The 26,548-nt window shown below is 38.4% G+C and carries 30 protein-coding genes, 2 tRNA genes and 1 other RNA gene; 10 read left to right on the top strand and 23 right to left on the bottom strand.

What is annotated here, in order from left to right; genetic code table 11:
- Window positions 1-183: 183 nt before the first annotated feature.
- From recR to ffs, 5 genes are all read right to left on the bottom strand, one after another.
- The gene (gene recR, locus MK805_RS08425) at window positions 184-780 is read right to left on the bottom strand and encodes a recombination mediator RecR (protein WP_240875170.1); all 597 of its coding nucleotides are present in this window, start codon (window positions 778-780) and stop codon (window positions 184-186) included.
- Between the two features lie 14 nt (window positions 781-794).
- The gene (locus MK805_RS08430) at window positions 795-1,106 is read right to left on the bottom strand and encodes a YbaB/EbfC family nucleoid-associated protein (protein ID WP_240875171.1); all 312 of its coding nucleotides are present in this window, start codon (window positions 1,104-1,106) and stop codon (window positions 795-797) included.
- 21 nt (window positions 1,107-1,127) lie between these two features.
- Window positions 1,128-2,738, bottom strand: coding sequence for a DNA polymerase III subunit gamma/tau (gene dnaX, locus MK805_RS08435; RefSeq protein WP_240875172.1), 1,611 nt, complete (start codon window positions 2,736-2,738; stop codon window positions 1,128-1,130).
- An 81-nt stretch (window positions 2,739-2,819) separates the two neighbouring features.
- A complete protein-coding gene (locus tag MK805_RS18020) occupies window positions 2,820-3,986 on the bottom strand; it encodes a two-component system sensor histidine kinase NtrB (RefSeq protein ID WP_240875173.1) in 1,167 nt (388 codons plus the stop codon).
- Between the two features lie 259 nt (window positions 3,987-4,245).
- Window positions 4,246-4,511, bottom strand: an RNA gene (gene ffs / locus MK805_RS08445) — signal recognition particle sRNA large type.
- A 133-nt stretch (window positions 4,512-4,644) separates the two neighbouring features.
- On the opposite strand from ffs, the gene MK805_RS08450 reads away from it, so the two are divergent.
- From MK805_RS08450 to MK805_RS08460, 3 genes are read left to right on the top strand one after another with little or no spacing between them, the layout of a single operon-like run.
- A complete protein-coding gene (locus MK805_RS08450; RefSeq protein ID WP_240875174.1) occupies window positions 4,645-5,250 on the top strand; it encodes an ArsR/SmtB family transcription factor in 606 nt (201 codons plus the stop codon).
- Complete coding sequence (locus tag MK805_RS08455; RefSeq protein WP_240875175.1) at window positions 5,243-5,476, top strand: hypothetical protein; 234 nt, start codon at window positions 5,243-5,245, stop codon at window positions 5,474-5,476. The genes MK805_RS08450 and MK805_RS08455 overlap by 8 nt, the downstream gene beginning before the upstream one ends.
- A gap of 30 nt (window positions 5,477-5,506) precedes the next feature.
- Window positions 5,507-6,097, top strand: a complete 591-nt coding sequence (locus MK805_RS08460) for an ATP-dependent Clp protease proteolytic subunit (protein WP_240875176.1) — start codon at window positions 5,507-5,509, stop codon at window positions 6,095-6,097.
- A gap of 96 nt (window positions 6,098-6,193) precedes the next feature.
- On the opposite strand, the gene MK805_RS08465 is transcribed toward MK805_RS08460, so the two are convergent.
- The 3 genes from MK805_RS08465 to MK805_RS08475 form a co-directional block, all read right to left on the bottom strand.
- A complete protein-coding gene (locus MK805_RS08465; protein WP_240875177.1) occupies window positions 6,194-6,439 on the bottom strand; it encodes a hypothetical protein in 246 nt (81 codons plus the stop codon).
- Window positions 6,440-6,505: 66 nt separating this feature from the next.
- Window positions 6,506-7,753, bottom strand: a complete 1,248-nt coding sequence (locus MK805_RS08470; protein ID WP_240875178.1) for an RNA-guided endonuclease InsQ/TnpB family protein — start codon at window positions 7,751-7,753, stop codon at window positions 6,506-6,508.
- A gap of 177 nt (window positions 7,754-7,930) precedes the next feature.
- Window positions 7,931-8,638 carry a TetR/AcrR family transcriptional regulator C-terminal domain-containing protein gene (locus MK805_RS08475; RefSeq protein WP_240875179.1) on the bottom strand — a complete coding sequence of 236 codons (708 nt, stop codon included), beginning with the start codon at window positions 8,636-8,638 and terminating at the stop codon, window positions 7,931-7,933.
- Between the two features lie 99 nt (window positions 8,639-8,737).
- Here MK805_RS08475 and MK805_RS08480 point away from each other — a divergent pair, with 99 nt between their 5' ends.
- Entirely contained in the window at window positions 8,738-9,535 is a 798-nt protein-coding gene (locus tag MK805_RS08480; RefSeq protein ID WP_240875180.1) for an N-acyl homoserine lactonase family protein, read from the top strand.
- A gap of 21 nt (window positions 9,536-9,556) precedes the next feature.
- Window positions 9,557-10,261, top strand: a complete 705-nt coding sequence (locus MK805_RS08485) for a DUF6022 family protein (protein ID WP_240875181.1) — start codon at window positions 9,557-9,559, stop codon at window positions 10,259-10,261.
- Between the two features lie 46 nt (window positions 10,262-10,307).
- Here the strand turns inward: MK805_RS08485 and MK805_RS08490 are convergent.
- From MK805_RS08490 to asnB, 9 genes are all read right to left on the bottom strand, one after another.
- Window positions 10,308-10,397, bottom strand: a tRNA-Ser gene (locus MK805_RS08490).
- A gap of 48 nt (window positions 10,398-10,445) precedes the next feature.
- Window positions 10,446-10,928: a tRNA adenosine(34) deaminase TadA gene (gene tadA, locus MK805_RS08495; RefSeq protein ID WP_240875182.1), complete on the bottom strand. Its 483-nt coding sequence runs from the start codon at window positions 10,926-10,928 to the stop codon at window positions 10,446-10,448.
- An 11-nt stretch (window positions 10,929-10,939) separates the two neighbouring features.
- On the bottom strand, window positions 10,940-11,356 hold the full coding sequence (locus MK805_RS08500; protein WP_240875183.1) for a Fur family transcriptional regulator: 417 nt from the start codon (window positions 11,354-11,356) through the stop codon (window positions 10,940-10,942).
- The gene (locus MK805_RS08505) at window positions 11,356-12,225 is read right to left on the bottom strand and encodes a metal ABC transporter permease (protein WP_240875184.1); all 870 of its coding nucleotides are present in this window, start codon (window positions 12,223-12,225) and stop codon (window positions 11,356-11,358) included. The genes MK805_RS08500 and MK805_RS08505 overlap by 1 nt, the downstream gene beginning before the upstream one ends.
- 12 nt (window positions 12,226-12,237) lie before the next feature.
- Entirely contained in the window at window positions 12,238-12,993 is a 756-nt protein-coding gene (locus tag MK805_RS08510; protein ID WP_240875185.1) for a metal ABC transporter ATP-binding protein, read from the bottom strand.
- Window positions 12,986-13,897, bottom strand: coding sequence for a metal ABC transporter solute-binding protein, Zn/Mn family (locus MK805_RS08515; RefSeq protein ID WP_240875186.1), 912 nt, complete (start codon window positions 13,895-13,897; stop codon window positions 12,986-12,988). Before MK805_RS08515 ends, MK805_RS08510 begins: the two co-directional genes overlap by 8 nt.
- Before the next feature lie 182 nt (window positions 13,898-14,079).
- Window positions 14,080-14,155, bottom strand: a tRNA-Arg gene (locus tag MK805_RS08520).
- Window positions 14,156-14,359: 204 nt separating this feature from the next.
- Window positions 14,360-15,856: a glutamate--tRNA ligase gene (gene gltX / locus MK805_RS08525; RefSeq protein ID WP_240875187.1), complete on the bottom strand. Its 1,497-nt coding sequence runs from the start codon at window positions 15,854-15,856 to the stop codon at window positions 14,360-14,362.
- 115 nt (window positions 15,857-15,971) lie between these two features.
- On the bottom strand, window positions 15,972-17,816 hold the full coding sequence (asnB, locus tag MK805_RS08530) for an asparagine synthase (glutamine-hydrolyzing) (protein WP_240875188.1): 1,845 nt from the start codon (window positions 17,814-17,816) through the stop codon (window positions 15,972-15,974).
- A gap of 653 nt (window positions 17,817-18,469) precedes the next feature.
- On the opposite strand from asnB, the gene MK805_RS18025 reads away from it, so the two are divergent.
- A complete protein-coding gene (locus MK805_RS18025) occupies window positions 18,470-18,793 on the top strand; it encodes a DUF3817 domain-containing protein (protein WP_338057491.1) in 324 nt (107 codons plus the stop codon).
- Window positions 18,794-18,834: 41 nt separating this feature from the next.
- Here MK805_RS18025 and MK805_RS08540 read toward each other — a convergent pair whose 3' ends face one another.
- The 4 genes from MK805_RS08540 to MK805_RS08555 are packed head-to-tail and all read right to left on the bottom strand — an operon-like array spanning window position 18,835 to window position 22,096.
- Entirely contained in the window at window positions 18,835-19,467 is a 633-nt protein-coding gene (locus tag MK805_RS08540) for a response regulator (RefSeq protein ID WP_240875189.1), read from the bottom strand.
- A 17-nt stretch (window positions 19,468-19,484) separates the two neighbouring features.
- The gene (locus tag MK805_RS08545; RefSeq protein WP_240875190.1) at window positions 19,485-20,513 is read right to left on the bottom strand and encodes a HAMP domain-containing sensor histidine kinase; all 1,029 of its coding nucleotides are present in this window, start codon (window positions 20,511-20,513) and stop codon (window positions 19,485-19,487) included.
- On the bottom strand, window positions 20,513-21,208 hold the full coding sequence (gene liaF / locus MK805_RS08550; RefSeq protein WP_240875191.1) for a cell wall-active antibiotics response protein LiaF: 696 nt from the start codon (window positions 21,206-21,208) through the stop codon (window positions 20,513-20,515). Before liaF ends, MK805_RS08545 begins: the two co-directional genes overlap by 1 nt.
- A gap of 15 nt (window positions 21,209-21,223) precedes the next feature.
- On the bottom strand, window positions 21,224-22,096 hold the full coding sequence (locus MK805_RS08555) for a DUF4097 family beta strand repeat-containing protein (RefSeq protein WP_240875192.1): 873 nt from the start codon (window positions 22,094-22,096) through the stop codon (window positions 21,224-21,226).
- A 134-nt stretch (window positions 22,097-22,230) separates the two neighbouring features.
- Between MK805_RS08555 and crcB (MK805_RS08560) the strand changes: the two genes are divergently transcribed.
- The 4 genes from crcB (MK805_RS08560) to MK805_RS08570 all read left to right on the top strand — a co-directional run bounded on the left by crcB (MK805_RS08560) (window position 22,231) and on the right by MK805_RS08570 (window position 24,111).
- Window positions 22,231-22,614 carry a fluoride efflux transporter CrcB gene (gene crcB, locus MK805_RS08560; RefSeq protein WP_240875193.1) on the top strand — a complete coding sequence of 128 codons (384 nt, stop codon included), beginning with the start codon at window positions 22,231-22,233 and terminating at the stop codon, window positions 22,612-22,614.
- 6 nt (window positions 22,615-22,620) lie between these two features.
- Window positions 22,621-22,980 carry a fluoride efflux transporter CrcB gene (gene crcB, locus MK805_RS08565; protein ID WP_240875194.1) on the top strand — a complete coding sequence of 120 codons (360 nt, stop codon included), beginning with the start codon at window positions 22,621-22,623 and terminating at the stop codon, window positions 22,978-22,980.
- 68 nt (window positions 22,981-23,048) lie between these two features.
- On the top strand, window positions 23,049-23,180 hold the full coding sequence (locus MK805_RS17835) for a hypothetical protein (protein WP_255724563.1): 132 nt from the start codon (window positions 23,049-23,051) through the stop codon (window positions 23,178-23,180).
- A 436-nt stretch (window positions 23,181-23,616) separates the two neighbouring features.
- The gene (locus MK805_RS08570) at window positions 23,617-24,111 is read left to right on the top strand and encodes a DUF2690 domain-containing protein (protein WP_240875195.1); all 495 of its coding nucleotides are present in this window, start codon (window positions 23,617-23,619) and stop codon (window positions 24,109-24,111) included.
- A 319-nt stretch (window positions 24,112-24,430) separates the two neighbouring features.
- Here the strand turns inward: MK805_RS08570 and MK805_RS08575 are convergent, their stop codons facing one another.
- Entirely contained in the window at window positions 24,431-25,117 is a 687-nt protein-coding gene (locus tag MK805_RS08575) for a trypsin-like serine peptidase (RefSeq protein ID WP_240875196.1), read from the bottom strand.
- Window positions 25,118-25,262: 145 nt separating this feature from the next.
- Window positions 25,263-25,598 (bottom strand): hypothetical protein, encoded by a 336-nt coding sequence (locus tag MK805_RS08580; RefSeq protein WP_240875197.1) that lies wholly within the window; start codon window positions 25,596-25,598, stop codon window positions 25,263-25,265.
- Between the last annotated feature and the right edge of the window lie 950 nt (window positions 25,599-26,548).

Here is a 26,548-nt window from a genome sequence, read left to right on the forward strand (position 1 = left end):
TCCACTCCTTTCAAATATTCACTTACTACCTTCATTTTGAACGTTGCCTCATATGTTTTCTTCATGAAAAATGCACCCCTTTGAAGTTAGATTTGTTGGTCTAACTTTTGGGGTGCACATCATTTCAAGGAAGAAAAATGGGTTTTTGTTTATTATTGGATTGTCATTTGGATGGAACAAAACCTATACTTCTCTTCTACCTTCCAACGCTTTCGTTAAAGTAACCTCATCTGCGTATTCCAAATCACCACCAACTGGCAGACCATGTGCTATACGGGTAACCTTGATTCCAAATGGCTTGACGAGGCGAGATAAATACATCGCTGTCGCCTCTCCTTCCATATTGGGGTTGGTCGCTAAGATGAGTTCTTTTACTTTCTCATCTGACAAACGTTCTAAAAGAGCAGGAATTTTAAGCTGTTCAGGTCCTATTCCTTCGATAGGAGAGATAGCACCACCTAAAACATGATACATACCATTAAACTCTTTGGTTCTCTCCATCGCTATCAAATCTTTTGTCTCTTGAATTACACAGATAACGGAGTGATCTCTGCTTTTATCTTGGCAGATAGGACATATATCTTGATCAGATATGTTCTGACAAACTGTGCAGACTTTCAAGTCACGCTTCACTTGAATTAATGCTTGGGCAAAATCCGCAACATCTTCATCGTCCATTTTTAAAATAGTAAAGGCTAATCTCTGTGCCGTTTTAGCACCAATTCCCGGTAATCGTTGAAATCCATCGATAAGGTTAACTATAGGCTCAGGTAAATACAACCGTATTCACCTGCCTAAAAAAGCCCTGGAATATTTAATCCGCCAGTAAGCTTACCTAGGTCTTTAGAAGTTGCATCATCTACTTGTTTTTGTGCTTCATTCAATGCAGCGATAATTAAATCTTGTAACATCTCCACATCATCTGGATCTACTACATCAGGTTGGATATTCAAACCGACTACTTGTTTTTTACCGTTTACAGTGACTTTTACTACTCCGCCGCCAGCTGTCCCTTCAAACTCTTTTGCTTCCAATTCTTGCTGTGCTTTCATCAATTGATCTTGCATTTTTTTCATTTGTTTCATCATTTGATTCATTTGCTTCATACGATCTTATCCTCTCAACATTTATTTTTCTATTGTAACCAATTCTTCACCGAAAAGCGAAATAGCTTTCTTTACTATATCATCATCTGAATCCTTTGCTTCAGCTGAAGTCGCAATGGAAATCTCATCTTTCCCTCTTTGTCTTTCCCATTCCTCTCGGGTCCAAGCCTTTAATTCATAGGTTTTATGTAAAGCCTTTTCCAGTTCCTGTTCGATGAGCTTTTTATTTTCTGGTTTTAAAACAGTATCTCGATGGAAAGCACCTTTCATTGCAATAGTGACGGCATAGTCCGATGTTTCCACAATTTCACCATCAGCTAACCATGCATGAAGCGTCACGCGTTGCTGTTTAATAGAATGCAAAATATCCGGCCATATACGGCTGATCGATGGATCAATGGACGAATTTCTTGAACCTTGATTAGGATTTGTTGTTTTAGCAGGTGCTTTTTGAACCTTAGACACCAATTCCCTTTTTTCCGCCACTTGCTCTACTGGTGCTACTTTTTCCACCACCTGCGGGGGTTGTTCATAAAAAGAGTCCATCACTTCTTGTTGTTTAGAAATAGAAGTACTTGTTTGTTTCAATATAAAAAGTTCTAATAATATTTGTGGATGATTTACCCATTTTAATTGCTGTTCTATTAATACCAATTGTTCAATCCAATACATCAGCTCTTCAGATCGATATCCAGATGACTGATTTTTAATTGTTTCCGAAATACTCGCTTTTTCCACAGCTGTTTTAGCTAACAAAAGATCTCTTATAATAAGTAATAAATCCCGTACAACTTGATCAATTTCTATGCCATAGACAATAAATTCATCTAATTGGTTTAACGCCGCGGATCGATCTTTTTCATGTAAATAAGTCAACAGTTGGAGAAGAGAATGTTCAGAAACACCGCCGACAATGGAAAGAACAACTTCTTCAGTCAAAGTCTTCCCTGAAAAAGAGATTGCTTGATCCAATAAACTTAAGGCATCCCTTAGTCCTCCATCTGCAACACGTGCAATCTGCTCCAATGCAGCCACATCAGCAGAGATGCCTTCTTGATCCACAACATGCTGTAGCCTCTGTACCACACAGTGGTGAGGAATACGCCGAAAAGGGAACCGTTGGCACCTTGAGATTATCGTTGCTGGTAGTTTGTGTGGTTCTGTAGTTGCGAGAATAAATATAACATGTGAAGGTGGTTCTTCCAGAGTTTTCAGTAAGGCGTTAAATGCTTCAGTCGTCAACATATGAACTTCATCAATAATATATACTTTGTATCGTACTTCTGTTGGTGCGTATTTAACTTTGTCGCGAAGATCACGAATCTCGTCTACACCACGATTTGAAGCTGCATCAATTTCAATAACGTCTAATAAAGACCCCTCTGTGATAGCTCTGCACGATTCGCACTCGTTACATGGTTCTGCTGCGGGACCATGTAAACAGTTGACTGCTTTGGCAAATATCTTAGCTGCACTAGTTTTCCCTGTGCCTCTTGGACCACTGAACAAGTAAGCATGTGAAATCTGCCCCCCAGTTAGTGAGTTTGCTAAGGTAGTAGTGACATGTTCCTGCCCAACCAAGTCGCGAAAATGCTGCGGTCTCCAAACCCGATATAATGCTCGATAGGACATAGGGAAAACACCATCCTATTTATTAAATTCAACTTTCATCATACTACATCTTGCATGCTCTTTCCAAAAAAACAACCCATCTCATGAAGAGAGGGTTGCAAGTGGCAAATAAATATAAAAGGTGGTACCTTTTTTATCGGAGCAAACCTCCATTCTGCCATTTAATTCTCTCAGGATTTGTTTACAAATAGGTAAACCGAGTCCTGTTCCATTTTCTTTCGTTGTATAAAAAGGGTCAAAAACTTTTTCCATCATACATCTTGGAATACCAGGTCCTTGATCAGCTATTTCAACCACTGCATGCTGCCCCAGCTCATCTATACGAATACAAATGGAGAGCATCCCATCACTCACCATGGCTTCAATTGCATTTTTACACAAGTTGAGAAATACCTGCTTGATTAACTCACTATCTGCTTCTATAAACAGAGCCCCTTCTACTTCTTGTTGATATTGGAGATCAATATTATGTAAAGTCGCTTCACTCTGAACAATAGGGAGAATCTCATCTATCGCTTCTTGAAGCATAATGGTAGAAGTTTGCCTGTTTACAAGCCGAGGTTTACTCAACATTAAAAACTCACTGACAAGGCTATTGATACGATTTATTTCTTTTAACATGATATCAATATAAGCATGTTCTTTTTGTTGACCGTTTTCTTTTAACTTATGACCAATTACTTGTAAAAAACCGCGTATGGAAGTTAGCGGATTTCTTATTTCATGGGCCGTTCCAGCTGCTATTTGACCTATTGTTGCCAATCGGTTACTCAATTGCGCTTGTTTGGCGAGCGAATCAAATTCAGTCTTATTTTCCATCATAAAAAGATCCCCATTAAAATTGGATTCAACATTTTGGATTCGCCTTCTCCGAACAAGAAAAAGATGCCTGCCTTCAGCAGTTTCCCATTCGAGCTCCATTTCATTTTGCTGTGGATGTGTACTGGTAAGGAAAGAGATAAATTGTTTGTAGTTTGGCTGTGAGGGATCAAGTTGTGTAATGACGTGGTCAATGGGACGGTATAAAACGGCATCGCGATCTAATCCAAGATATCGACTTGAAATGTTATTCAACTCAACAATAGAGCCTCGCTGATCAACTAACCAGATTCCAATTTGCAATTGTGAAAAAAGGTCTGTCATATGCTCGTAGTGTGGAATAGGATAAGAATGTACCGCCGAATAAGAAGGATTATCTTCGGATCTCCTAACGATACTAGCGTCTGCATGGATCATTGATTCCACCACACTATCACTTCCCTTGAAACCATACGAACAACCACCAGTCCAAAAAAGAAATTATTTATCATCCTGCATACAAATCAACATTACAAAGGTGCAGATAGTGCCAAGTTACTATTATTTAGATTCTCTTTTTTTGCCTTTCTTCCTTCTTTTTTGTATATATTTTCCATTAATAAATGAGAAAAAACCAGCTAGTGATCTATCCACTAGACTGGTTTTTCTACACATCTATATTGACAAAATCCCTTTTTTCTTATGTAAACCGCGCACCTATCTTTGACTTATCTGTCCAAGCGGTAACTTCCCTTTCAGCTCAAATCAGGCAACCCTACGGCACACGAATGGTCAACCTTAGTGCTGCTTCCGTCAGGACCTGACACGGTTCAGAAGTACTCGTTGCGCAGGACCCAATCGTCAACACTGTCCAGAAAGGCCAAGCCTCACACAGAATAAGCCTCGGATAGGAATTCAACCCCGCTAAGGCGGATTGCGAGTTACAGGGCACCGCCACCTCCCCATCTAGCACGGCAAAAACTATCTTAACACAAATCGAGACAAACAACAACATCCGTTATTTGGTTGCAAATTTATTGACAAATTTATTTTTATGTAATAAATTATTTTTACGTAGAAGTTATGTTTTAAGAAGGTGAATTTCGAGATGAAACAACCACTGCAAGAAACGTATTTGATTGAATTACCCGAGCAAGCTTCTGCCCTGATAAACCCTTTGCGAGCGGAAATTTTAGCTCAATTAAAGCAACCGAGTTCAGCAACAGAAGTAGCAAAAAAGTTAAAAGAAACCCCACAACGCATCAATTATCATCTAAAAACATTGCAAAAAGTGGGATTGGTGACCAAAGTTGGCACCCGCCAAGTAAGAAATCTGGTGGAAGTGCTCTATCAAAGTATCGCCAAAACATTTCTCTTGTCTGAGACTCTTTCGATCAGAAAAGACACCATTCAAAAAATGAAAGACCAAGGCTCTCTTTTACACCTGATACACACTTCAGAGCGCATGAGACAGGATGCACTCTTGCTAATGGAACAATCCGATCAAAATGAAGTTATACCTAGTGCTTCGCTGCAAATGCAAGTAAACCTAGCCAATGAATCCATAAGGGAACAATTTGTGGAAGATTATGTGTCTTTGGTTAAAAATTTGGTAAAAAAATACCAGACAATAAAAGACCATACAAATCCTTATCAAGTTTTGTTATCTGTTTATCCTGATCCAGATCAAGGGAGTTGTGATGAAAATGAATAAAAAGCGAGTTTCTTCGGAAAAGATCCAATCTACCATTGTTTGGCAAGCAACAACACCAACAAGTACAACTGGCAACGTAGTGAAATTTCCGCAAAAACATCAAGAAGCTATCCACCAAGAATTAGCCATTCATACAGGAAATGAGGAAGTGAAACTAAAAATTATTTCTTCTGGATTTGGCAGGACACAAAACTACTCTACTGCCCGTATGCAACTTGCTGCATAAACAATCAATCACGAAAGAGGAAGATACAACATGCAAATTCCTTATATTATTGAGCAGACCAAGTATGGAGAAAGAACCTATGATATTTACTCTCGGATGCTCAAAGATCGGATTGTTTTTCTAGGATCAGCAGTTGATGATCAAGTTGCAAATGCCGTTATTGCTCAACTACTATTTCTTGCTGCTGAAGATGAGGAAAAAGATATTCAGATGTTTATCAACTCGCCGGGAGGCTCCGTAACCGCAGGTCTGGCGATTTTTGACACTATGCAATTTATCAAACCTGATGTGTCTACTATTGCTGTAGGTTTTGCAGCTTCCATGGGTGCTACGATCCTCATTGGTGGTGCAAAAGGAAAACGGATGGCCCTGCCAAATGCGGAAATATTAATCCATCAGCCGTGGGTACAGCAAATACATGGTCAAGCAAGTGATATTGAAATTCGTGCTAAAAACATGTTGAAGACGAGAAATACACTCAATAAAATCTACGCCGAACGTTGCGGGAAAACAATCGAAGAAATTGAGCGGGACACAGACCGCGATAATTACTTGGACACAAAAGAAGCACTAGCATATGGAATAATCGATAAAGTTATCGAACGGGAAGATTTAAAATAATACAGTAGTGTGAAAGTGTAACATTTGCAATGAAATAAGATGATCCCCATATGAAACAGGGATCATCTTATTTCATTATCAAATCACTTCTCACGATTATTTTTTTAGATTTTGTATAAGCAACTGATAGATATCCTTCTCATCTAACTTGTCATTTTCAGCAATTAGATTTTGCACCACAAGTCCATACTTAAAAACATTGAACATTTCGCTTAATTTTTCCTCATCTGCTTCTTTTGGAATAACCCCATGTTTTTTTCCAACATTTATCCATCCTGATCCCATCTGCACCGCATTTTCATGTAAACCTTGCAATGTCTCACGAATAGATGGATTCTCCATTTTACTGAGTAAGTAAGTGAACCTCTCACGACTAAAGTCGCGAGCTTCGTCTACGAAGGTTGATAGTTATACTATCCTTATTCGTACAGGCGTGTCCACTTCGCCTCTAGTGTATAAGCCCGTAAGGGCTACAACGTTACTTTTTCGCAAGATATTTAATGCTCCATTGATATCTGCGTTAATCAACATACCTTTGGCAGTACGATACAAACCACGTTTTACACGTGCCCCACTAAAAATGTACGTTTTCGTGTTGGATGGATCATAGGTGGGTAGTTCATCTTGATCCCAAAAACTCGCTTTGGACGTGTAGCTTTCTTCTTGTTGCACCAACGTCATCCCATATATCTGGCATAAATATTCCAACTTCGCTTTGATCATCCCAACGGGGATATTCACGAAATTTTGGTTGTTGCGTTTGCCTAGGTTGCTTCCTTTTTGCAGGTTTTCGTTATATCCGATGACCAGTGTACCAATACGATGTTTCAAACAATAGTTGATAATCTTGCGACAGGTCTTGCTCAGGTAATCACTCACCCGACGATTTCGTTTTGCAACCAAAGCATACTGCTGGTGCGTACACCCTTTCTGCTTTTGTTTGTCTTTGATTCGCTGCAAATGGGCATTGCGTTTGTTATACCATTGGTTGATTGCCTTTAGTCTTTTTCCATCGATCAGAAAACTTTTCCCTTTGGAGGTGACACAAGTCGCGAGATTGCAGATCCCCAAATCGATCGCAAGTGCATGGTTTATGTCGGTATCTCTTTGAACTGCTGCGACTTCATACGTGTACTGCACTTCAAAGAACCTTGCTCGATGTTTGGGAAGAATGCGGACCTCTTTGATTTTCTTATCTGCCAATAAGGGAGGGAGGCGAATCACCAGCGGTGGATGTTTCTTCTGATCGGAACGAGAAAAGGGCAACACAAACTGATTCCCTTTTAAACGGATGAATCCAATCACTAAGGGATAAAACCCATCTTTCGGTAGGTATCGAGGCATTCGAATAGCTTGAAAATCGTATTTTCCTTGCTTGGCGAGTCGAATCAACCTAAAGAAAGATTTCCATACGCCATCGACTTCTTTTAAAATCTGTTGTGACATATTGCTATTCAATCGCTTATAATTTTCACTGCCTTTCAAGAGATGGTAGTTTTTCTGGTAATTCAGGTAGTTCTTTTCCTGAAAGTAATGCTGACGAACCTGGTATAAGCCTTGATTGTACAAGTTTTTAGCAGTATGACACAATTCTTTTAAAAGAAGATATTCTTCTTTCGAAAGATGTTTGAGTTGTTGTTTGATGGTGAGATACATGAGGTTTTCACCTCTTTTCTATAGGAAGATGAAGTTTAATATACAAAATATGGATGGATTTGTCAAAATAGAAAAACAAAAATCGTGGCGAGAACACCCACGAATGAATTCACGGGTGTTCTCGCCACAAAAATATAAATTCCCTACTCACAAGAAGTTAGGGTACCCATTTATTAGCTACTGATTTTCTTTTTTTAATCGTTTTTCAAACCCATCCAATAGAACACCAATCCCAAACTGAAATTCTTTTTCCCAATCCGGTTTTGTTGTTACCTCTGCCAGACGAATCATATGGGGAAATTGATCAACGGGGAGATCTTCAAAAAAAGAAGTATAGCTTTCAGCCTCCACTCTACTGTCTTCTTCTTTATTTGCAAATCCAGTTTTACGAACTTCTTCTGCTACAAACCCAACGACATGATTTTTAAGCATCGAAGCAGCCCAAGGTATTTGTTCATCTCCAAAACCAGCTTTTGCTAAAACGCTGTATAACCATTCGATTTGTAATAAGCGATGATAACTGATTGCTATTGTTTCTGTAAAAATATCTACTGCATTTGGATAAGCTTTTAATGCTTTACGAAAAGCTGAAGACCATTCCATTATTTGCTCTCTCCAAGTTAAAGAAGGATTTAACCATTCCTCACCCATCTGCACACTTATCTCATCTGTTAATAATTGCAAAAGTTCATCTTTATTCTTTACATGGTAATACAACGCTGCTGCCTTAACATCTAGCTTACTTGCTATTTTCCTCATGCTTAGTTCCTTTAAGTTCATTTGCAGTAATAATTGCAATGCTGCTTCTACAATTCGATCTCTACTCAATGGATGTATGGACTCTTCTGTTGGGTAACCAATTATTTTTTTCATGCTTTTAGACATTTTTAACTCCTTTGCTTGACAAATAGGAAATACTCTTTTATTATAACACTGTTAATTAAATTTAACGATGTTAAATAGATTTATTTGGTGGGATATATCATGAATAATTTTGTAAAAGTACATGTTATGCACTGTGGAGATGTAAAAGTCGATCGCCGTTTAGCTTACAGAGACCCTGATCTTGATCATATACCATTTATAGGCCAAAGATCTGAGGAATATCAGCCATGGCTCCCTGTATCCTGCTACTTAATAGAACATCCAAAAGGAACGGTTGTCATAGATGCTGGCTGGAGTGAAGATGTTCGCACTCGCCCTGAAGTGCACTTGGGACATGCGTATAAATTTTGTCATCCTCGCTTACCTTCTGGCCAGTCAATAAGTGAACAATTGGCATCAAAAGGACTAACTTTGAAATCAATCGATTATGTTGTGATTTCACATATGGATATTGATCATATCAGTGGAATTCACCTGCTTGCTGATGCAAAATCTTTTCTGGTCAGTGAACCTGAATGGAATGGAGCAAAATCATATCAAAAAGCAAGGTGTGAAGGAGTTGTGTTTGAATCTTTTTCATTAGACCCTATCCCTTTCGGTCCCTATCAACTAGGAAAAGATTTATTTGGTGATGGGCTTGTCTATCTTGTCTTTACACCTGGACACACGGCCGGCTTGGTCTCGGTGGTTGCTCGTGTTGAAAATGGCTGGCTGCTTCTTGCTGCTGATGCAGGGTATTCAAAAGAATCTTGGAATCAACTCATACTGCCTGGTAACACCTCAAATGAGCAACAAGCACTACAATCTTTGCAGTGGATTTCTGATTTCTCAAAGAGGGATGACTGTGTTGCTGTCATTGCAAATCATGATCCCTCTGTGAAATATGGCATTTATTAAAATAAAAGGGGTAATTCATTTATGAAAAATTTAAAGCAATTTATAGAAAAAGAAAACAATATAAACAGCATCACTCGGTATGCAAAACAGTACGTAAAAGAAACATGGGAAACAGTACTACACGAAAATCAACAGGAATTACAACAAATTTTTGAAAAGTATGGTGACCGTGCATATGGGGTTTATGTACAGAAATTCATGGAGCCAATCCAAAATGAACTTCTAGATACCGGTTTTAGTGTAAAAAAAGGCTTTCAAATGGGCGATTCCATTGAAAACTGGGGGCCGCCAGAGGAACGTGAGAGGTGTATCTGGTACGTTATTAAGCAAAACGATGGAACACCTTTAGGAACTTTGGTATTGCAGCTTTACCATTCTCATACACGATTTCATCTTCCTAAAACGCCACATATCTTTTCACTAGAAGTGACGGAACGCGATGAAATTATGGAAGTACTCTCCCTTGCTCCTACACGCATTCATGACTGGACTAGTGAAGGTTATCAAGATGCATCCGAAGGTGAAATTCAACAATGGGAGTACAGTGTGGATATCAGCTTAGGAGATTATTTGAAACCTTTTCGCGGTCAAATTTATGGCAGTGCTGTAGATTATGCACTTGCCAGTTGGGGACGAAACGGCTGGGAACTTGTGAATATTGTTCCTCACCAAGATCGTATTATCGCATATTTCAAAAGACCTTTAAACAAAAAAATTTCATCATAAAAAGGACTCTAATAAATAGAGTCCCTCTTTCTTTTGCTTTATTTTATGGCAGAGAGGGTGGGATTCGAACCCACGGTAGCTTTGAAACTACACTGGATTTCGAGGCCAGCTCCTTCGACCACTCGGACACCTCTCCAAAACACTATAACAAAAATATTATACACGATTATGCTTTATTTTCAAGTCATAATTGAGTTTGCTTGTTTTTTTGCTTCTTCTCTTCCCGAAGGGTGCGAAAAAAATTTCGTAACATTTGGCTGCAAGTCTCTTGTAATACTCCATCTATCACGGTTGTTTGATGGTTAAATCTTTCATCGTTTAATAAATGATACAAACTATCCACACAACCAGCTTTGGGATCTTTCGTCCCATAAATCAATTGCGGGATACGAGCCTGCAAAATAGCTCCGGCACACATGGGACATGGTTCCAATGTAACATATAGTGTACATTCTTCCAAACGCCAGCTGCCTAAATATTTGGCAGCTTCTCGAATAGCCAAGATTTCCGCATGCAAAAGAGGATCTTGTTTTTGCTCACGCAAATTAAATCCTCTTCCAATCACTCTCTCTTGGTATACGACTACAGCCCCAATGGGAACTTCTTTTAACGCAGCTGCTTTCTTTGCTTCCTCAATCGCTAAGAGCATATAATCTTCATGATTCATTTCTTTCACTCCTAGCTTTTCATGCATTCCCCACAATGACCATATATCTCAAATTTATGACCTGTGATTTCAAAATTTTTTGGTTCGCCTAAAATAGCATTCATTGGACATAAATCGATTGCTGTCGTACGACCACAAGTGGTACAGATTAAATGGTGATGATGATTGTTAGCACTACAAGCTAAACGATATTTTTTCTCCCCGGACCACTCGGTAGCCTCCACAATACCATACTGTTCAAATAAGGAGAGGTTGCGATACACTGTATCAAAACTAAGACTCGGATAGTCTTGCTGCATATATTCCAACATTTCTTTCGCACTTAAATAGCGAGCTTCCCGTTCAAAAATATGCACCATCATCTCTCGTTTACCTGTATACTTATAGCCTTTTTTCTTTAACATTTCTAAGGCAGTTGCTGTATCCATTATCTTTCGCCTCGCACATTCGCTTTCTTATATTGTACCACAGAAATTAGTTTCTTTCCGATGATTACAAGCAACAACAATGCGATAGAAACAAGTACGATCGCTCCACCTGAAGCAATATCAAGCCAGTATGCAAATACTAACCCTGCCACAATAGAGAACTCTGCGAATAAAACAGAAAAGAAAGCAGTTTTACGAAAGCTGAGAGATAATTGCATACTTGTTGCTACTGGTAATGTCATCAACGCAGAAACGAGTAATATCCCTACCACTCGAATTGCTACAGATATCACCATGGCTACCATAACCATAAAAATTAAATGAATCCATTTCCCCCGGATACCTGTCAATACTGCATGTTCTTCATCAAAGGCAAGGGCAAATAATTCTTTGAAAAAAAGATAAATAAAGCAGATAGCAAGAAATGCAACAATGCTAATTAAAACTAAATCTTGTTTATTGATTGCTAATATATTTCCAAATAACAAACCGGAAATATCTACCCCAAATCCATTGCCAAGACCAATGAGAACAACCCCGATGGCAATCCCACCAGATAATAAGATTGGGATGGCTAGCTCTTGGAAAGATCGATAAAATTGCCGGATTCGTTCCACAACAACAGAGCCAATAACAGCAAAACCCATTCCTGCAAACAGCGGACTGATTCCAGCAAAAAATGCAAAATTCTTTTGCAGAAGGAGGCCAGCTGCAACCCCAGAGAGGGTTATATGGGATAGAGCTTCAGCGATTAAAGAGAGGCGCCGGACAACCAAAAAGATTCCCACAAGAGGAGAAACCAGTCCGACAACCATCCCTGCAATGAGTGCATGTTGCAAAAAGGCATACTCTAAAAAATCAGTAATCAACTTTCTCTCTCCTCAGTGTTGATGGCTAATAACTTGTACATCATGATTGTATGCTTTTGATAATAGTTCTTTTTCTTGTTTCACAAACAAAGACCTTGTTCCATGAAAGAAAAGTTTTTTATTTAAACATGCTACTTGGTCTACCAAAGTTGTCACCACTCCGATATCATGTGTCACCATAATCAGAGTAAGACCACTATTTTTATGAAGATGGTGTAATAAATCATAAAATTGCTTTGTCGATTCTCTGTCGATGCCAACAGTTGGCTCGTCCAGTATCAATAGCTTAGGCTTACTGATAAGCGCTCGTGCGATAAAAACCCGTTGTTGCTGTCCTCCAGAAAGTTGTCCGATATTTCTCTTCCTCAAATGCTGAAGTCCAACTTGCTCCAATACTTCATCTACCAAAAAATAATCTTTTTTATTATACCTGCGAATAATACCTTTTTTGGATGCGAGGCCGGCCGCTATGACTTCTTCTACAGTTGCAGGGAAATCCCGTTGAAAACTATTGGACTTCTGTGAAACATAACCAATATTATATTTCTGTTTTTGTTTCCGCATGGAGCTTCCAAAAATGGTGACGGTACCTTTTCTTGGCTCTAATACACCTAACGCTATTTTCAGTAAAGTCGATTTTCCAGACCCGTTTGGTCCAACAATTCCAAGAAATTGCCCTTCTTCCACGGATAACGTCACATCTTCTAATACCGATTGATGCTGATAAGAATAGGATACATCCTCCAACTGTAAAATTGTTTTACCCATTTGCACCACCTAATGCTTTCTTCAAATTAATCAAATTACTCTTCATCACCGAAAAATAATCTTCTTTATTAGCAATTTCTTGTTTTGATAAGCCTTCCAGTGGATTTAACACAATTGCCTCAGCATGAATTTCATTTTTCACCGTATCTGCCAGTTTATTGTTGACTAGCGTTTCAAAAAATACAACTTTCGCTTTATGTTTTCGCAGCATATCTACAAGTTGTTTTACTGCTTTTGGACTCGGTTCATCTTCTGGGCTCAAACCAGAAATCGCTACCTGTTTTAGATGATATTGATCTGCCAAGTATTGAAATGCAGCATGAGAAGTCACAAATTCACGACTCGGTGTATGCAGGAGACTCTCATAAGATTTCTGAAGATCGATAAATTGCTTGTTTAACCTTTGATAGTTTTCAGTAAATTCCTTTTTGTGTTTCGGATCTATTTTTATCATGGAATCATAAATTACTTTTGCTTGCTGCTCCGCCATATATGGATTTAACCAAACATGAGGATCATATACCTGATCTACTTCTTTTAAGTCTTTTGCTTTTTTCAAAGGTATCTTAGCTGATGTATTGACAACGAGGGTATGCGTTTGGTCGATATTCGGTATAGCATGATTCACCCATGCCTCTAATCCCGCCCCATTATAAAGAAATAAATCAGCCTTATTTAGTTTGATCATATCTTGTGGAGATGGATCAAAATCATGAGGCTCTGTACCCGGTGGTACAATATTTGTAACTTCTACCAAATTACCCCCGATTTTCTGGGCAAAATCTTGGAGTGGATAGAGGGACACAATAATTTGAGGTTTGGAAGAGCGAGATTCCCTTCCACAACCAACTAAAAGTACGAACACTAAAGCGAAAGCTAGAAGCGGAATTATTCTATTTTTCATCGTTATCCTCCAAACAACCTCTTATTATTTCCTAATCAAAAACAATTATAACGATATCCGCGTTAAATGTAAATCGTAAATATTACGTTTTATAATTTAAATGATTGTATTTAGATTGATAAAGAATACAAAAAAAATAGCAGCTTTAGCTGCAATTTCTATTTTTAAATTTAATTCGAAGTTGGCGCACCCGAGAGGACTCGAACCTCCGACACATCGTTTAGGAAACGATTGCTCTATCCGCTGAGCTACGGGCGCATATCAAGTCTTTATTATAACATTGCGAGCAAAAAAACCCAAGGTTTGAATCGTGGGATGAAAGCGAGTGTTAGAAAAATCTTTTTTTGCATTTCCCAACCCTGACTATATTTGAAATATATTTGACAAATAACAAACATATGATCTACAATATTCGCAAAATTTCAACATAATTTATATCAAAAAAAGCTCCGTCTAGGAGCTTTATGAAACAACTTGTTTTTGTACATGATCGATTCGAGCAAGTACTTTTTCTTTTCCGAGGAGATATAATGTCTGATTCAAATCCGGCCCGTGTACTTGACCAGTAGCAGTAGCACGAATAGGCATAAATAATTGTTTACCTTTGAAACCTGTTTCTTTCTGCACTGCCTTAAGCGCTTTTTTAATTTCAGCAGGAGTATACGCCCGGAGTTCTTCGATTTTCTTAGCAAATGATGCTAATACTTCAGAAACTTGTTCTTGCTGTAACACTTGATTTGCTTCATCATCGTATTTTGTTTCTTTAACTGTGAAGAGTTTACTTAGTGACTGAATATCACTTAGTTGGTACATTGCTGTTTGAAATAAAGCAACCAACTCACGAGTTCTCTCCTCAGCTTGCTCTCCGCTAAGTTCATTTTGCTTCAAATATAGTTGGTATTCTGCATCTTCATCTAAATATGGTTTTGTCAGTTCTACCAATTTATCAAGTTCTGTTGCTTTGATGTACTGACTGTTTACCCACATCAATTTTTCTTGATTGAAAATCGCACCAGCTTTGTTGATTCGATCAAGGGAGAACAGTTCCACTAACTTATCCAAAGAAAAGATTTCTTCTTCGATGTATTCCCCACCTGGCGACCAACCCAATAATGCCAAATAGTTGTTGACAGCATCAGGTAAATAACCCAAGTCGTGATATTGCTCAATAAATTGTAATATTGTCTCGTCACGCTTGGACAATTTTTTCCCATTTTCATTTAGAATGAGTGGAATATGGGCAAATTCGGGGATGGGGTAACCAATAGCCTCGAATAATAGCACATGTTTTGGTGTATTGGAAAGATGTTCTTCTCCGCGAATCACATGTGTAATTTCCATCAGAGCATCATCGATGGTAACAGCAAAATGGTAAGTAGGTACTCCATCAGATTTGCAGATTACAAAATCTTCAATGTCGGCACGTTGAAAGCTCATATCTCCACGAATATGATCTTGAAATGTAATCTCATCATTTCCAGATACAGCAAAACGAATCGTATGAGGCACATTTGCATCGATTTTAGCTTGTCGTTCTTCTTTTGACAAGTGACGACATTTACCAGAATATCTTGGAGTTTGAGCCTTTTGTTGTGCTGCTTCCCTTTCTGCTTCTAACTCTTCTTTGGTACAAAAACATGGATAAGCTTTACCTTCTGCCACTAGTTTATCTAAATAAGGCTGATAGCTGTTTAAGCGTTCCATGCTTCGATAAGGTCCATACTTTCCACCGACATCAGGACCTTCATCCCAATCTAAGCCTAACCAGCGAAAGGCACGGATCAGCTTCTCTTCTGCATCAGCTTTGTTTCGGCTCGTATCTGTGTCTTCGATCCTTAATATGTAAGAACCACCCATTTTTTTGGCAAATAAATAATTAAACAATGCGGTCCGCGCCCCACCAATATGCAAGTGCCCCGTAGGACTAGGCGCAAAACGGACTCTTACAGTCATCTCCATACCCCTGCTTTCTGCTCTTTGAGTGCTAAAAGTATATCATTTTCACAGAATAAGTTCCAATGGAGACACGTAAAAACTCCTCATTCTTTTCAAGAACAAGGAGTTGATTAGATGACTATTTAATAGAAACACGATACGAGACGAGCCATTCGTTTAATTGCAGCCAATAAGCGAGCAATGCGGGTACATTCATCAATTGTCCAAACCATGGAAGGTGCTTATTTTTAAGGTCAGTTTCTAAAAATCTCTTCACCTTTTCTCTATCTAAAAGCTCAAAAAGTGGTGCATTGTTGTTCTCCACTAGTTCATGCATTTTTCGTGTCACAAAAGTGAGATACCCTGGATGATGTGTTTTGGGGTAGGGACTCTTCTTTCTCTCCATCACTTCTTTTGGCAGTAGATGTGATACTGCTTGACGCAGCAAACCTTTCTCACGATTCCCGAGATACTTCATCGACCAAGGAACATTCCAAACATACTCCACTAATCTATGATCACAAAAAGGAACCCTCACCTCCAAACCACAAGCCATACTCATCCGATCTTTTCGATCCAGTAAAGTGGGCATCCATCTCGTCAAACTAAGATAAAAAATCTCCCGAATTCTAGCATCTTTTGCACTTTCCTCTTGCAGACGCGGTACCTCAGAAAGTGCTTCTTGATAACGATTATCTATATATTCCAATGGTCTGATATGCTCTGCCAACTCATGTCTTAAAAAAGGAATCCGCAGATGGGATAACTTAGCCCAAGGAAATGTATCTGCGTTCACTAATTCATCCCGATGAAACCATGGATAGCCCCCAAAAACTTCATCCGCACACTCCCCAGACAGGATAACTGTTAAGTCTTCTTTAATTGCTTTCGAAAATAAAATCAAAGATGCATCTACATCAGCCATTCCTGGTAAATCTCTTGCACGCATCGCATCTATCAGTGTCTCGTATAATTGTTCATTATCTAACACCACATTGTGATGCTCAGATCCAATATGTTCAGCCATGACTTTCACCCAAGGTGCATCTGAGTTTGGCTGAAATTCATTTTGTTTAAAGTATTTGTCATTATCGATATAATCAACCGAAAAAGTATGGAGTATGCCTCGATTTTCTTGTTTAAATACAAAAGCAGCATATGCTGCCATCGCACTGGAATCCAAGCCTCCAGATAACATGGTACCGATTGGCACATCGGATACCAATTGTCTCCCTACTGCATCTTGGAATAATTCTCTAACCGTTGCTATAGTTGTTGGCAAGTCATCTTGATGAAAGTCACTTACTAACTCCCAATAAGGTCGAATCGTCAGTCCATCCCGATTGAACCTGAGCCAGTGACCTGGCTTTAATTCATGTATATTGCGGAATACACCAATTCCAGGAGTGCGGGCCGGCCCCATCACGAGCAGTTCATTTAAGCCTTCCTCATCGATTTCTTTCGGCACATCTGGATGAGCTAAGATCGATTTTAACTCAGATCCAAACAATAATGAATCTCCTACCATTGTGTAGAATAAAGGTTTAACACCAATCCGGTCTCTCGCGATGAATAGTTCCTCTCGCGCTTCATCCCAAATCGCAAAAGCAAAGATACCATTTAACTCTTTTGGAGCATCTTCTCTCCACGCAGAAAAAGCTGCCGGAATCAGCTCGGTATCACATTTTGTTGTAAAATGATATCCTTTGGAAAGCAATGTACTTCGCAACTCATCCATGTTGTACAGCTCACCATTGTAAACAATCACATACTTCTGCTCTCCCATTTGCTTTACCATCGGTTGGATTCCATTTGCTGGATCGATAATGGATAAACGGCGATGCCCAAGTGCAACATGCTCCGAAATCCACGTACCAGTAGCATCAGGACCACGATGCTCCACTTGAATATTCATCGCATCTAATATCTCTTTTTGATTGCTTATGTCTTGTTCTAGATTAATCCACCCTGTTATCCCGCACATCCAAGTTCCCACCTTTCCCCATAGGCAACTGTCTACATCAGCGTATGGAAAGAAGGGGGAAAGGGTGACGATTTTTCATTTTTGCTTTCTTTGAAGTTTGGAGAACCCAAAAAACAATGACTATAGATATGGTCATTGTTTTTTTATAGTGCAGTCCAAATCCCTTTTATATGTTAACTACTAATAAAAACATTTCCTATACACCATAAAAAAGTTCTGACTGTGCACTGACTCGAAGACCAGCACACAGCCATTGTCCACAGGGAGAGGTCAGCAGTCCACCATCTCGTCGTCTCCCTCTTCGCCGTCGCTGTCTTCCCAGCCACTCGCTCCAGCGGGGACATCCCATGACTGATCACGAAACGGCAAGTTCACGCCGTCGACGATCGGGTCTTGATCATCGGGTTTGGGCATCTTTGCTTCCCTTCACTGAGACTGGTATGCCGAGATGACATACTAGTATCAGTATACTATATATACTGATTTATATAACTACCCTTAATCGACTGAATAAATAATAACGAGAATCGACGTTTCACATCGGCAAATATGTCTAAAATTAGAACTTATCCCTTATCCACCTTTCTGTGAAAATTTTATGTTACCATCCTAGTGAATTTGGAAACTCATTCCAAAAGATCGGAGTAGAGAAGATGTTACAAACACCTCTTGCACGATTTCGAGTTATCGCATTAGCAGAAGGGATTTCTTATCTCGCTCTGCTATTTATTGCTTATTTACTAACACTCGCTCATGTATATTTCCATGATAAATGGAAATTTTCACAAGGAGTCATTGCTGTGCTAGCTTCCATTATCCCTTTTGCCACATTCTTTTTAGATCGAAAGCTAAGTCGTGATTATCCATCCAAATTAAAATTAGAGAGCAAAGTCTATTTGTTCGTATGGTTCCTTGCCTATCTGATTGTATTATCGGCAGTGTATAAACTTGTTACTTTTTATACGCATCTTCGTTAAATTCAAAAAAGCGCTGAGCTGACGAGCCTGGCGCTTTTCATTTATTTTACTAAATTATTGCGATAGGCATAAATCGCAGCTTGTGTTCGATCATCTAATTCCAACTTTGATAATAAATTGGTGATATGCGTTTTCACGGTCTTTACCGTAATAAATAACTTATCTGCAATTTCTTGATTGGTATTGCCGTCAGCGATCAATTGCAATACTTCCATTTCCCGCGCGGTCAATGATTCATGGGGTTTTTCTTGATTTGATCCTTGCATCTTCGAGATTACTTTGCTTGTTACCTTTGCCTCAAGGACCGATTCCCCTTTAGCAGCACTGCGAATTGCTTCTGCTATCTTTTCCGCCTTGGATGTTTTCAAAAGATAACTCAAAGCACCTGCTTCCAGAGCAGGATATACTTTATCATCGTCTAAAAAACTCGTGAGCACAATTATTTTAGGTTGGGCTAATACTTTCACGATTTCCCTCGTTGCTTGAATACCATCCATACCTTCCATCAATAAATCCATTAAAATAACGTCTGGTTTTGTCTCTAATGCTAATTGAACCCCTGCCTTACCATCAGAGGCCTCTCCAACTACCTCTATATCTGGCTGTGTTGACAAGTAGGCAGATAAGCCTATACGTACCATCTCATGATCATCGACCAAAATTACTCGTATCATTCACTTCTGCCTCCATATTACAGGATGGGTACTTTCACATTAATATGTGTCCCTCTTCCAGGAAGGGAAAGTACTTCACCTATACCTCCTATTTCACTTGCCCGCTCAGAGATCGATTTTAAACCATAACTAGACATCTTCATTTTTGATTCATCAAAACCAATTCCATCATCGATGATTTTAAGATGCAGGTACTTCCCCCTCACTACCAAACGTATATGAACCTTCTTAGCCTTTGCATGTCGGAGCACATTGGACAATGCCTCTTGTACAATTCGAAATAAATGATCTTCTATTCCACGAGCCAACGTAGGAATATCTTCTAATTCCCATGTCGCTTGCAATGATTGCTTTTCTTGTAACTCTTCAAGCAGATCTTCTAATCCTGTCTTTAAATCTTTTCCTTCTAATGTGACAGGACGTAAATGCATGAGCAATGCTCGCATTTCTTGTTGTGCTTCTCCTGCTAACTTCTCAATAAACCCTACTTTTTTGGCTACTTCTTTTGTATCTTGCAGATTCATGGCACTTATTGCAGATGACATCATAGATATCGCAAATAATTGTTGACTAATCGTATCATGTAATTCTCTAGCCAAACGTCCTCGCTCTTCCGATACCACTTCCTGTTTCATTTGGGTCTGCCATTCCGTTCGTTCTGTTGACAGTTTTTGTAAGGAAGCAACTTGTTGTTCTACCCGGTGTGCCATCTGATTGATTTGTATAGCCATATTTCCAATTTCATCTGATCCAATGGACTTGATCCGATATTGAAAATTACCCCGCTCTAATTGAACAAGAGCTTCTTTTACAGGTGACAGTCGATGAACGATTCTTGTCCCATATAGAAATCCTATCATACTAGAAAAAACAAGCATCGCTAAGATAGGAAGTATTGCCCAACCCAGCGCTAACAATATATCAATTTTTAATTGGTAATGGAGAAGAATAACAGTAATAACCGTTATAAAGATGAAAAAAGTCAAAACGGAGGAGTACCATGCTGTATGCCATTTAATGGACCAATTCTCTTGTTGTTTCCGCATCAAAGGTACCTCACCTGTACATTCGCTAGCAAAAATGATATAGAAATCTTTACTTTTCGATTTGCTTCTGTATATTTTTCAGTAGTTACTTGAAATGGATTGTGTAAACCCATCTTTTTCTTGCCTAATATCTCACATTCCCCAAGTACAACGGATGAAGAAATAGTTACATCCAGATCAGCAGGAAGATACAAATATACTCTCCCGGCTACGCCGTTTAAGATAATGGATGTCTCCCCTTCTGGAATAATCGCTCTAGACAAATCGAGGTATATACTCTGTACTTCATTAGTCGCATGAAGATCAAATAATTCATACTGCATATCACCTAAACGGAATTTCCGATAAAAAGCTTGGTCGTACTTGGTAAAATTCTCTTCCCAATGAAGGTTATGATCTTCTTTGTTACTATCTATCTCATTTCCCGTTTTCTTCTCCTTTTTGGTCCACAATAATTTATAACTTGCATAGAAGAGTGCAAAGGAAAATAGCAATGCCCACAAATTTACGTCAATCAGAGCAAGACCACCAATAACAAGTAAAAATATAGCTATCTTGCGGTAATAAAATCGCCAACATAGAAAACTAGCAAAAATTAATATAACGGGGCTGACCAATAAATCATTAAGCCCCATAGCCACAAACAGTAAGATTACCCCTATAATAAAAAAGAAAATCCCGCCTGTTCGACGCATATTTGTCACCACCTATCAATGGATTATAAAATCACCGCTATCAATCTTTGTTCCAATCTTGTATCTTCCACTTCCTGATTTTGCAGTAGTCTCTGATGCAGATGGTTTTTGTAATTGTAATGGATAAGTAGCTGTTAATTGCCCAGATTGCAATTTAGAATGAAGGATAAAAGATGCATTTTTCGGTAAATACAATGTTTCGTTTCCGGAAACCAACTCAGTATGGATATCCCCAATTAATTTATCGACTTGAATACGTATATCCCCGCTGGTAGAAGCTAAATTCAGCATTCCAGTATAATGACTAATATTCATGTTGCCAGAAAATGTATCCATCGTTGCTTTTCCAGCATTTACCCGGTTTAACGATATATCTGCAGAGGTACCATTGTATGTTAAGTTTTCTATTTTTAGATTTTGCAGATTGGCAATACCGGAACTAATATCGATATTTAAATTCCCTATATTCCATTTGGGAGTTTTGTGATCACCAATTTGAATCACTCTTGATGCAGCTTTAGCTGATATATGGAACAATTGGTTTTTAGGAACATATACCAATAACTTTAATTCATTTGTGTCAGAAAATGAATACCACTTCGGTTTTAGGCTAATCTGGACAGTATGATCGTCTCGATCTACAATGAAACTTACATGGTTTAAGTCCCTGCCTTTAGCAATCACTTTCAATTTATCCTCATCGGTAGGCAGAATCGTCAAATCTTCACTTGTAACATCGAGTTCGATGGAATCAACGGAACTCACAGATAATTTTTCTTCCTCTTTTTTTGTATGTGCAACAAAAAAATTAAATGGACTCCACCATATGGCGTGAGCAAACATGATCATTCCCAAAATAACAAGAAGTACCCCTGCTATTTTTTTCATAAAAAGCCTCTCCCTATTTAAACTTCTATCTACAGCATACACAAGCCTATTAAAAATCAACACAAACATTAGCAGGAGTTCTGCTAAGACCAAAGTCGTATTCTAACACGAAAATCTACTTTTATGTAAATGAGGTGATAAATTTGGTTTATATGATGGTCGGTATTACTGGGGCAATCGGTGCATTGCTTCGATATCTTTTTGGAGCTCTTATTCCTTCCACTTATTTTATGGGATTTCCTGTTAGTACACTAGGCATAAATCTTTCTGGTTCCTTTGGTTTAAGTTGGTTTTTCACATGGGTTACGAAGCATCCATCGTTTCCTGACTGGGCACGAACTGCTATTGCAACCGGTTTTATTGGTTCATTTACCACTTTTTCTACTTTTAACATTGAACTTATTCATTTAGTAGAAAAAAATCACTTACTCTATTCTATTTTGTATTTTATCTGCAGCACAATAGGTGGATATCTCTTCAGTAGGCTGGGATATGAAATAGCCAAAAACAAGGATTGAATATAAATGAATATATTACTAATTGCGATAGGAGGAGCCCTTGGGGCTTTATGTCGTTTCCTTATAAGTAAATACTTTCCATCATCTGCGAATCGTTTTCCACTTGGAACATTTATCATCAATATAATTGGCAGTTTATTATTGGGATTATTGTTGGGATGTATGGTAAACGAAAAATGGATGTTCTTTTTAGGAACAGGATTTTGTGGTGCTTTTACTACTTTTTCTACACTACAATGGGAAATACTTCGTTTCCATCAAGAACGTCAACATTCCCTACTTCTTTTATATCTTACACTTAGTTATACACTAGGAATTTTGTCTAGTATTATGGGATTTTTTATTGGAAAATTTATGTGTTCCTAACTTTGACACCAACATATAAAAAAAGCATAAAGTATATCAACTGAATATACTGCAAAGGGAGGATTTATATGCTAAATACACAACGCAGAAAATTGGATTTTGTTGCACGTATTTCATCTCTCTTTGGTTCTGCACTCTTCTTTATCAGCTCTATCATCCTCTTTCTTCTGTTCTTTACAGAGAGAAGGAGCTTCGTTTAAAAGCCAGCAGGTTCCCCTACTGGCTGTTTTATTGCTTGATTTATTCTATTCACAGGCCGATAATACATTATTCAAATACATGAACCGCTATATTTGGCAAACACAATGAGGATGATTAGTGAAGTTGGCTACAAAAAAGGCAAAACCTTATACCCAACATGTAAGTTTTATATTTATTCTGCACATATTCCATATTTATTTTGCGTGTTACGTGATAAGCAAATAAAGAATTATATCTATCTACGGTCAAAAATTAATAGGTATGATTCTTTGTTCAAGTGAAATTATTCACTATACTATCACTATACAGATAGTAATTTATCATTTATACGGTATATAATTAATTTAATTCAGAATATTTATTGAGATACTGTGTTGTATCCTCAAAAACAAACCCTTCTAATGCTTCTGATATTCTTTAAGAGAGAGTGGGTATATGAGACTAAAAAAATGGCATGTAGGTTTTCTGAGTGCAGTAGTTGGAGTTGCAGCTTTATTTGTAGGGATCAGTGATACGAGTGCGGCTTTTGATGGAAAGAAAAAGTATGATGGAAAAAGCCCTGTAGCTACTCACTGTGATGATACTGGCGTTGCGAAAAAAACGAAGTCTTTTTCTTATAAGGGTGTAAAAGGTAAGATATATTTAATGTACAGCACCAAATGCAAAACAGCTTGGGGATATGTTAAATTGAATAAGCCCCTTCCCTCTAATTCGGAAGTGTATGGTTGGGTACACCGTAATAATGAGAGGAAAGTTTACTACTGTTCCTCTAAAGGTGGTAACGGTGCGATCCAACCAGGGCAAACTACTTGTTATAGTCCAATGGTATATGATTATAAGCCAAACACTTCTAATGCAGGAGCAGTTTTTTACAGTCCAAAAGGTGATTATGAACATCCCCATGAGCTAGGTTATACTGATTCCTATTAGGGATAGAGCTTCATAGTTGTTAAGCTAAGAGAATGAATGCTAGAAGAAAATTTTCCATATAAACTCTTGACCTCTAGGCTCTTATAGATTAAGTGTTTTATTTTTGCCTAGTTATAATACTTGTGCTAGTCCCTAATGGTTATCGCTTTTTATTGGGTAAATTGCGTTTCGTCCACTTGATTTTATTCAATCTCTAGTTACATTTTCAAACAACCATTTTCATTTTGCAATTAAACGAGTGACGGACCGCAACCTTCCACATATGTGGTGGCACAGCCCGTCTGGGAGCGAGCCTTGAAACAACTTCGCCCCTCGAATGTCAACAACTTCTCCTTCCGTCGACCCATCTGAGCACAGAGTTTTTGACTTGTTCTGTGAGTGTTTTCTTGACGACGAATGTTGACATTTCGTGGACAAGAAACGTGAGCATGAAGCCTGTGACTCTGGTGACATTCATCCCATTGACGATGAAAATATCATCAGAGTGTTCTCCCATTACTCCCTTGATTAAGCCGTAAACCGTGTTTCCATAGGAACACGGGCCGCCTGACATTCCAGGTTGAGAAAATGCACAAGCGAAGGCCTTATCCTCATAAGTTCCTCTTGCTACGATGGTTTGACCCCAAAGACCTTTCCGATCACAGGGGAATCCGGCCATGTCCAGACAAAGGGATTCTCCTGTGGGAAATGGAGAAAGTTCGAAAAACCCTTTCGCCACTTTTTTACGGAGTTTGATGAGAGCGAAGTCACTATCTGCGTTTTCATCGGTGTAGTTCGGATTCACCCGAACAATCCCACGGTATGTCTTGCCTGATGCGACCTTGATTCTTGCCTTCGAAGCACCCATTACGGTATGGGCAGAGGTCAGGATAGTATCTGGGCCAATGAAGAACCCAGTTCCCTCCTTTTCGAAGATCATGCCAACACGAACTTGACAGATTCGATCATCCTGAACGGGGTTACGGCGATCCATCCGGGAATCTTTAGGAATTTGACGGGTAGACACCCTTGCTCCTAGTGGAGAGAAAGCAGATTTTGTGACACTCTAGTACGATAAATTATAGCATATGACAATGTTATTAGGATTTGTTAACCGTTCGCAAAAGTACAACTTCTACGAATAGTTAACAAAGTTATTACATCTTTGAAATCTAACGTTCATAAAACACCGGAAAACCCACTGCGAACGTTCGTCGTTTTCTGAAAGATTTAAATAATTCATGTGTTATAACTACATCTTCCTCGTTATCAATGAATTTCTTCAATTGTTCCAGCTTGCTTAAACGCTTTGTTCCTTTTTGCTGTTTTGCGTCAAGTGGCGTTTTAAATGTACGCTTGGTCGCTTTTTCCTGTATACGGTCGGTTTCTTTTAAGTAAGGTGTTACGTACATAAAATTTGTTACGTCTTTCCGCGTATTATCCATAAACTCAATAGCCCACGTTGTTTTACCACTTCCCATAATGCCATCTACTACTTTCATTCGCATATACTAACCTCCCAGTATAAGTTAATCCTAATAATTTAATTTAAAAATGTAACATACTAACCAAAAAAGAACTCCAACAAGTGGAGTGAATTAATGGGGAAATACTTAATGCAAAATGAAAAATGTCACATAAAAGGTCAATTGGTTGAGTGCCGCTAGTTGTTCAAAATACAAAGGAGTTTTATCCGCCTTCATATCTCATAACAATAAGTAATGCTTTTTACAACCAGATTCAGAAAAAAGTTTTAGTTTTTTTCATCCTCATACTTCATAACAATAACTCCGGAGAAATGTTACATTGATTCGGAAAAAAATTCATAAATCAAGGAGAAATTCTCCCCTTACGATACAATACTAGAAAAATTTCGGATTGCACACTTTTCCTACAAAAAATTTCAATAACTCAAGAGAAAATTTTCCTCCTACTAGACTATACAGCAAAATTTTCGCGCCGCACACTTTCACAACGAGAAAATTTTAACCATTGTATAAAATGCGAAATCTGCTCACCTATTAAAATCGTATTATATCGGTTTTAGCAAACGAACTTGCTAAAATTTTTGATAAACCCTTATGTATCAACCGTTTTCACGGTCGTTCCTTAAGAGAACAATAAAGAAAGATCTGATTTAACAAAGGAAAATATCCGTAGTAAATAATTCGATTTTTAATTATTTACAGACGTAGTGAAACGAAGTCTATTAGTATTTAATTACGGATGTAAGGCTTCGCCTAAAATTGATTGAAAACTAAATCAATTTTTAAGATAAACTCATCATCGCTATCTATCGCAATAAATAACACCAATATAAATAACTAGTAGCCGCCGGCTAAAAGGTATATATATTATTGCTAAGACGTTTCCCAAACGTAATTAACACGCTAACCCAAGTGAGCAGATTCGCTTTAACACGCTTAACCAGCGCCACCTCTAGCGAAAATATAGCGGC

It is taken from the genome of Shimazuella soli, assembly GCF_022511585.1.
GTDB lineage: Bacteria > Bacillota > Bacilli > Thermoactinomycetales > Thermoactinomycetaceae > Shimazuella > Shimazuella soli.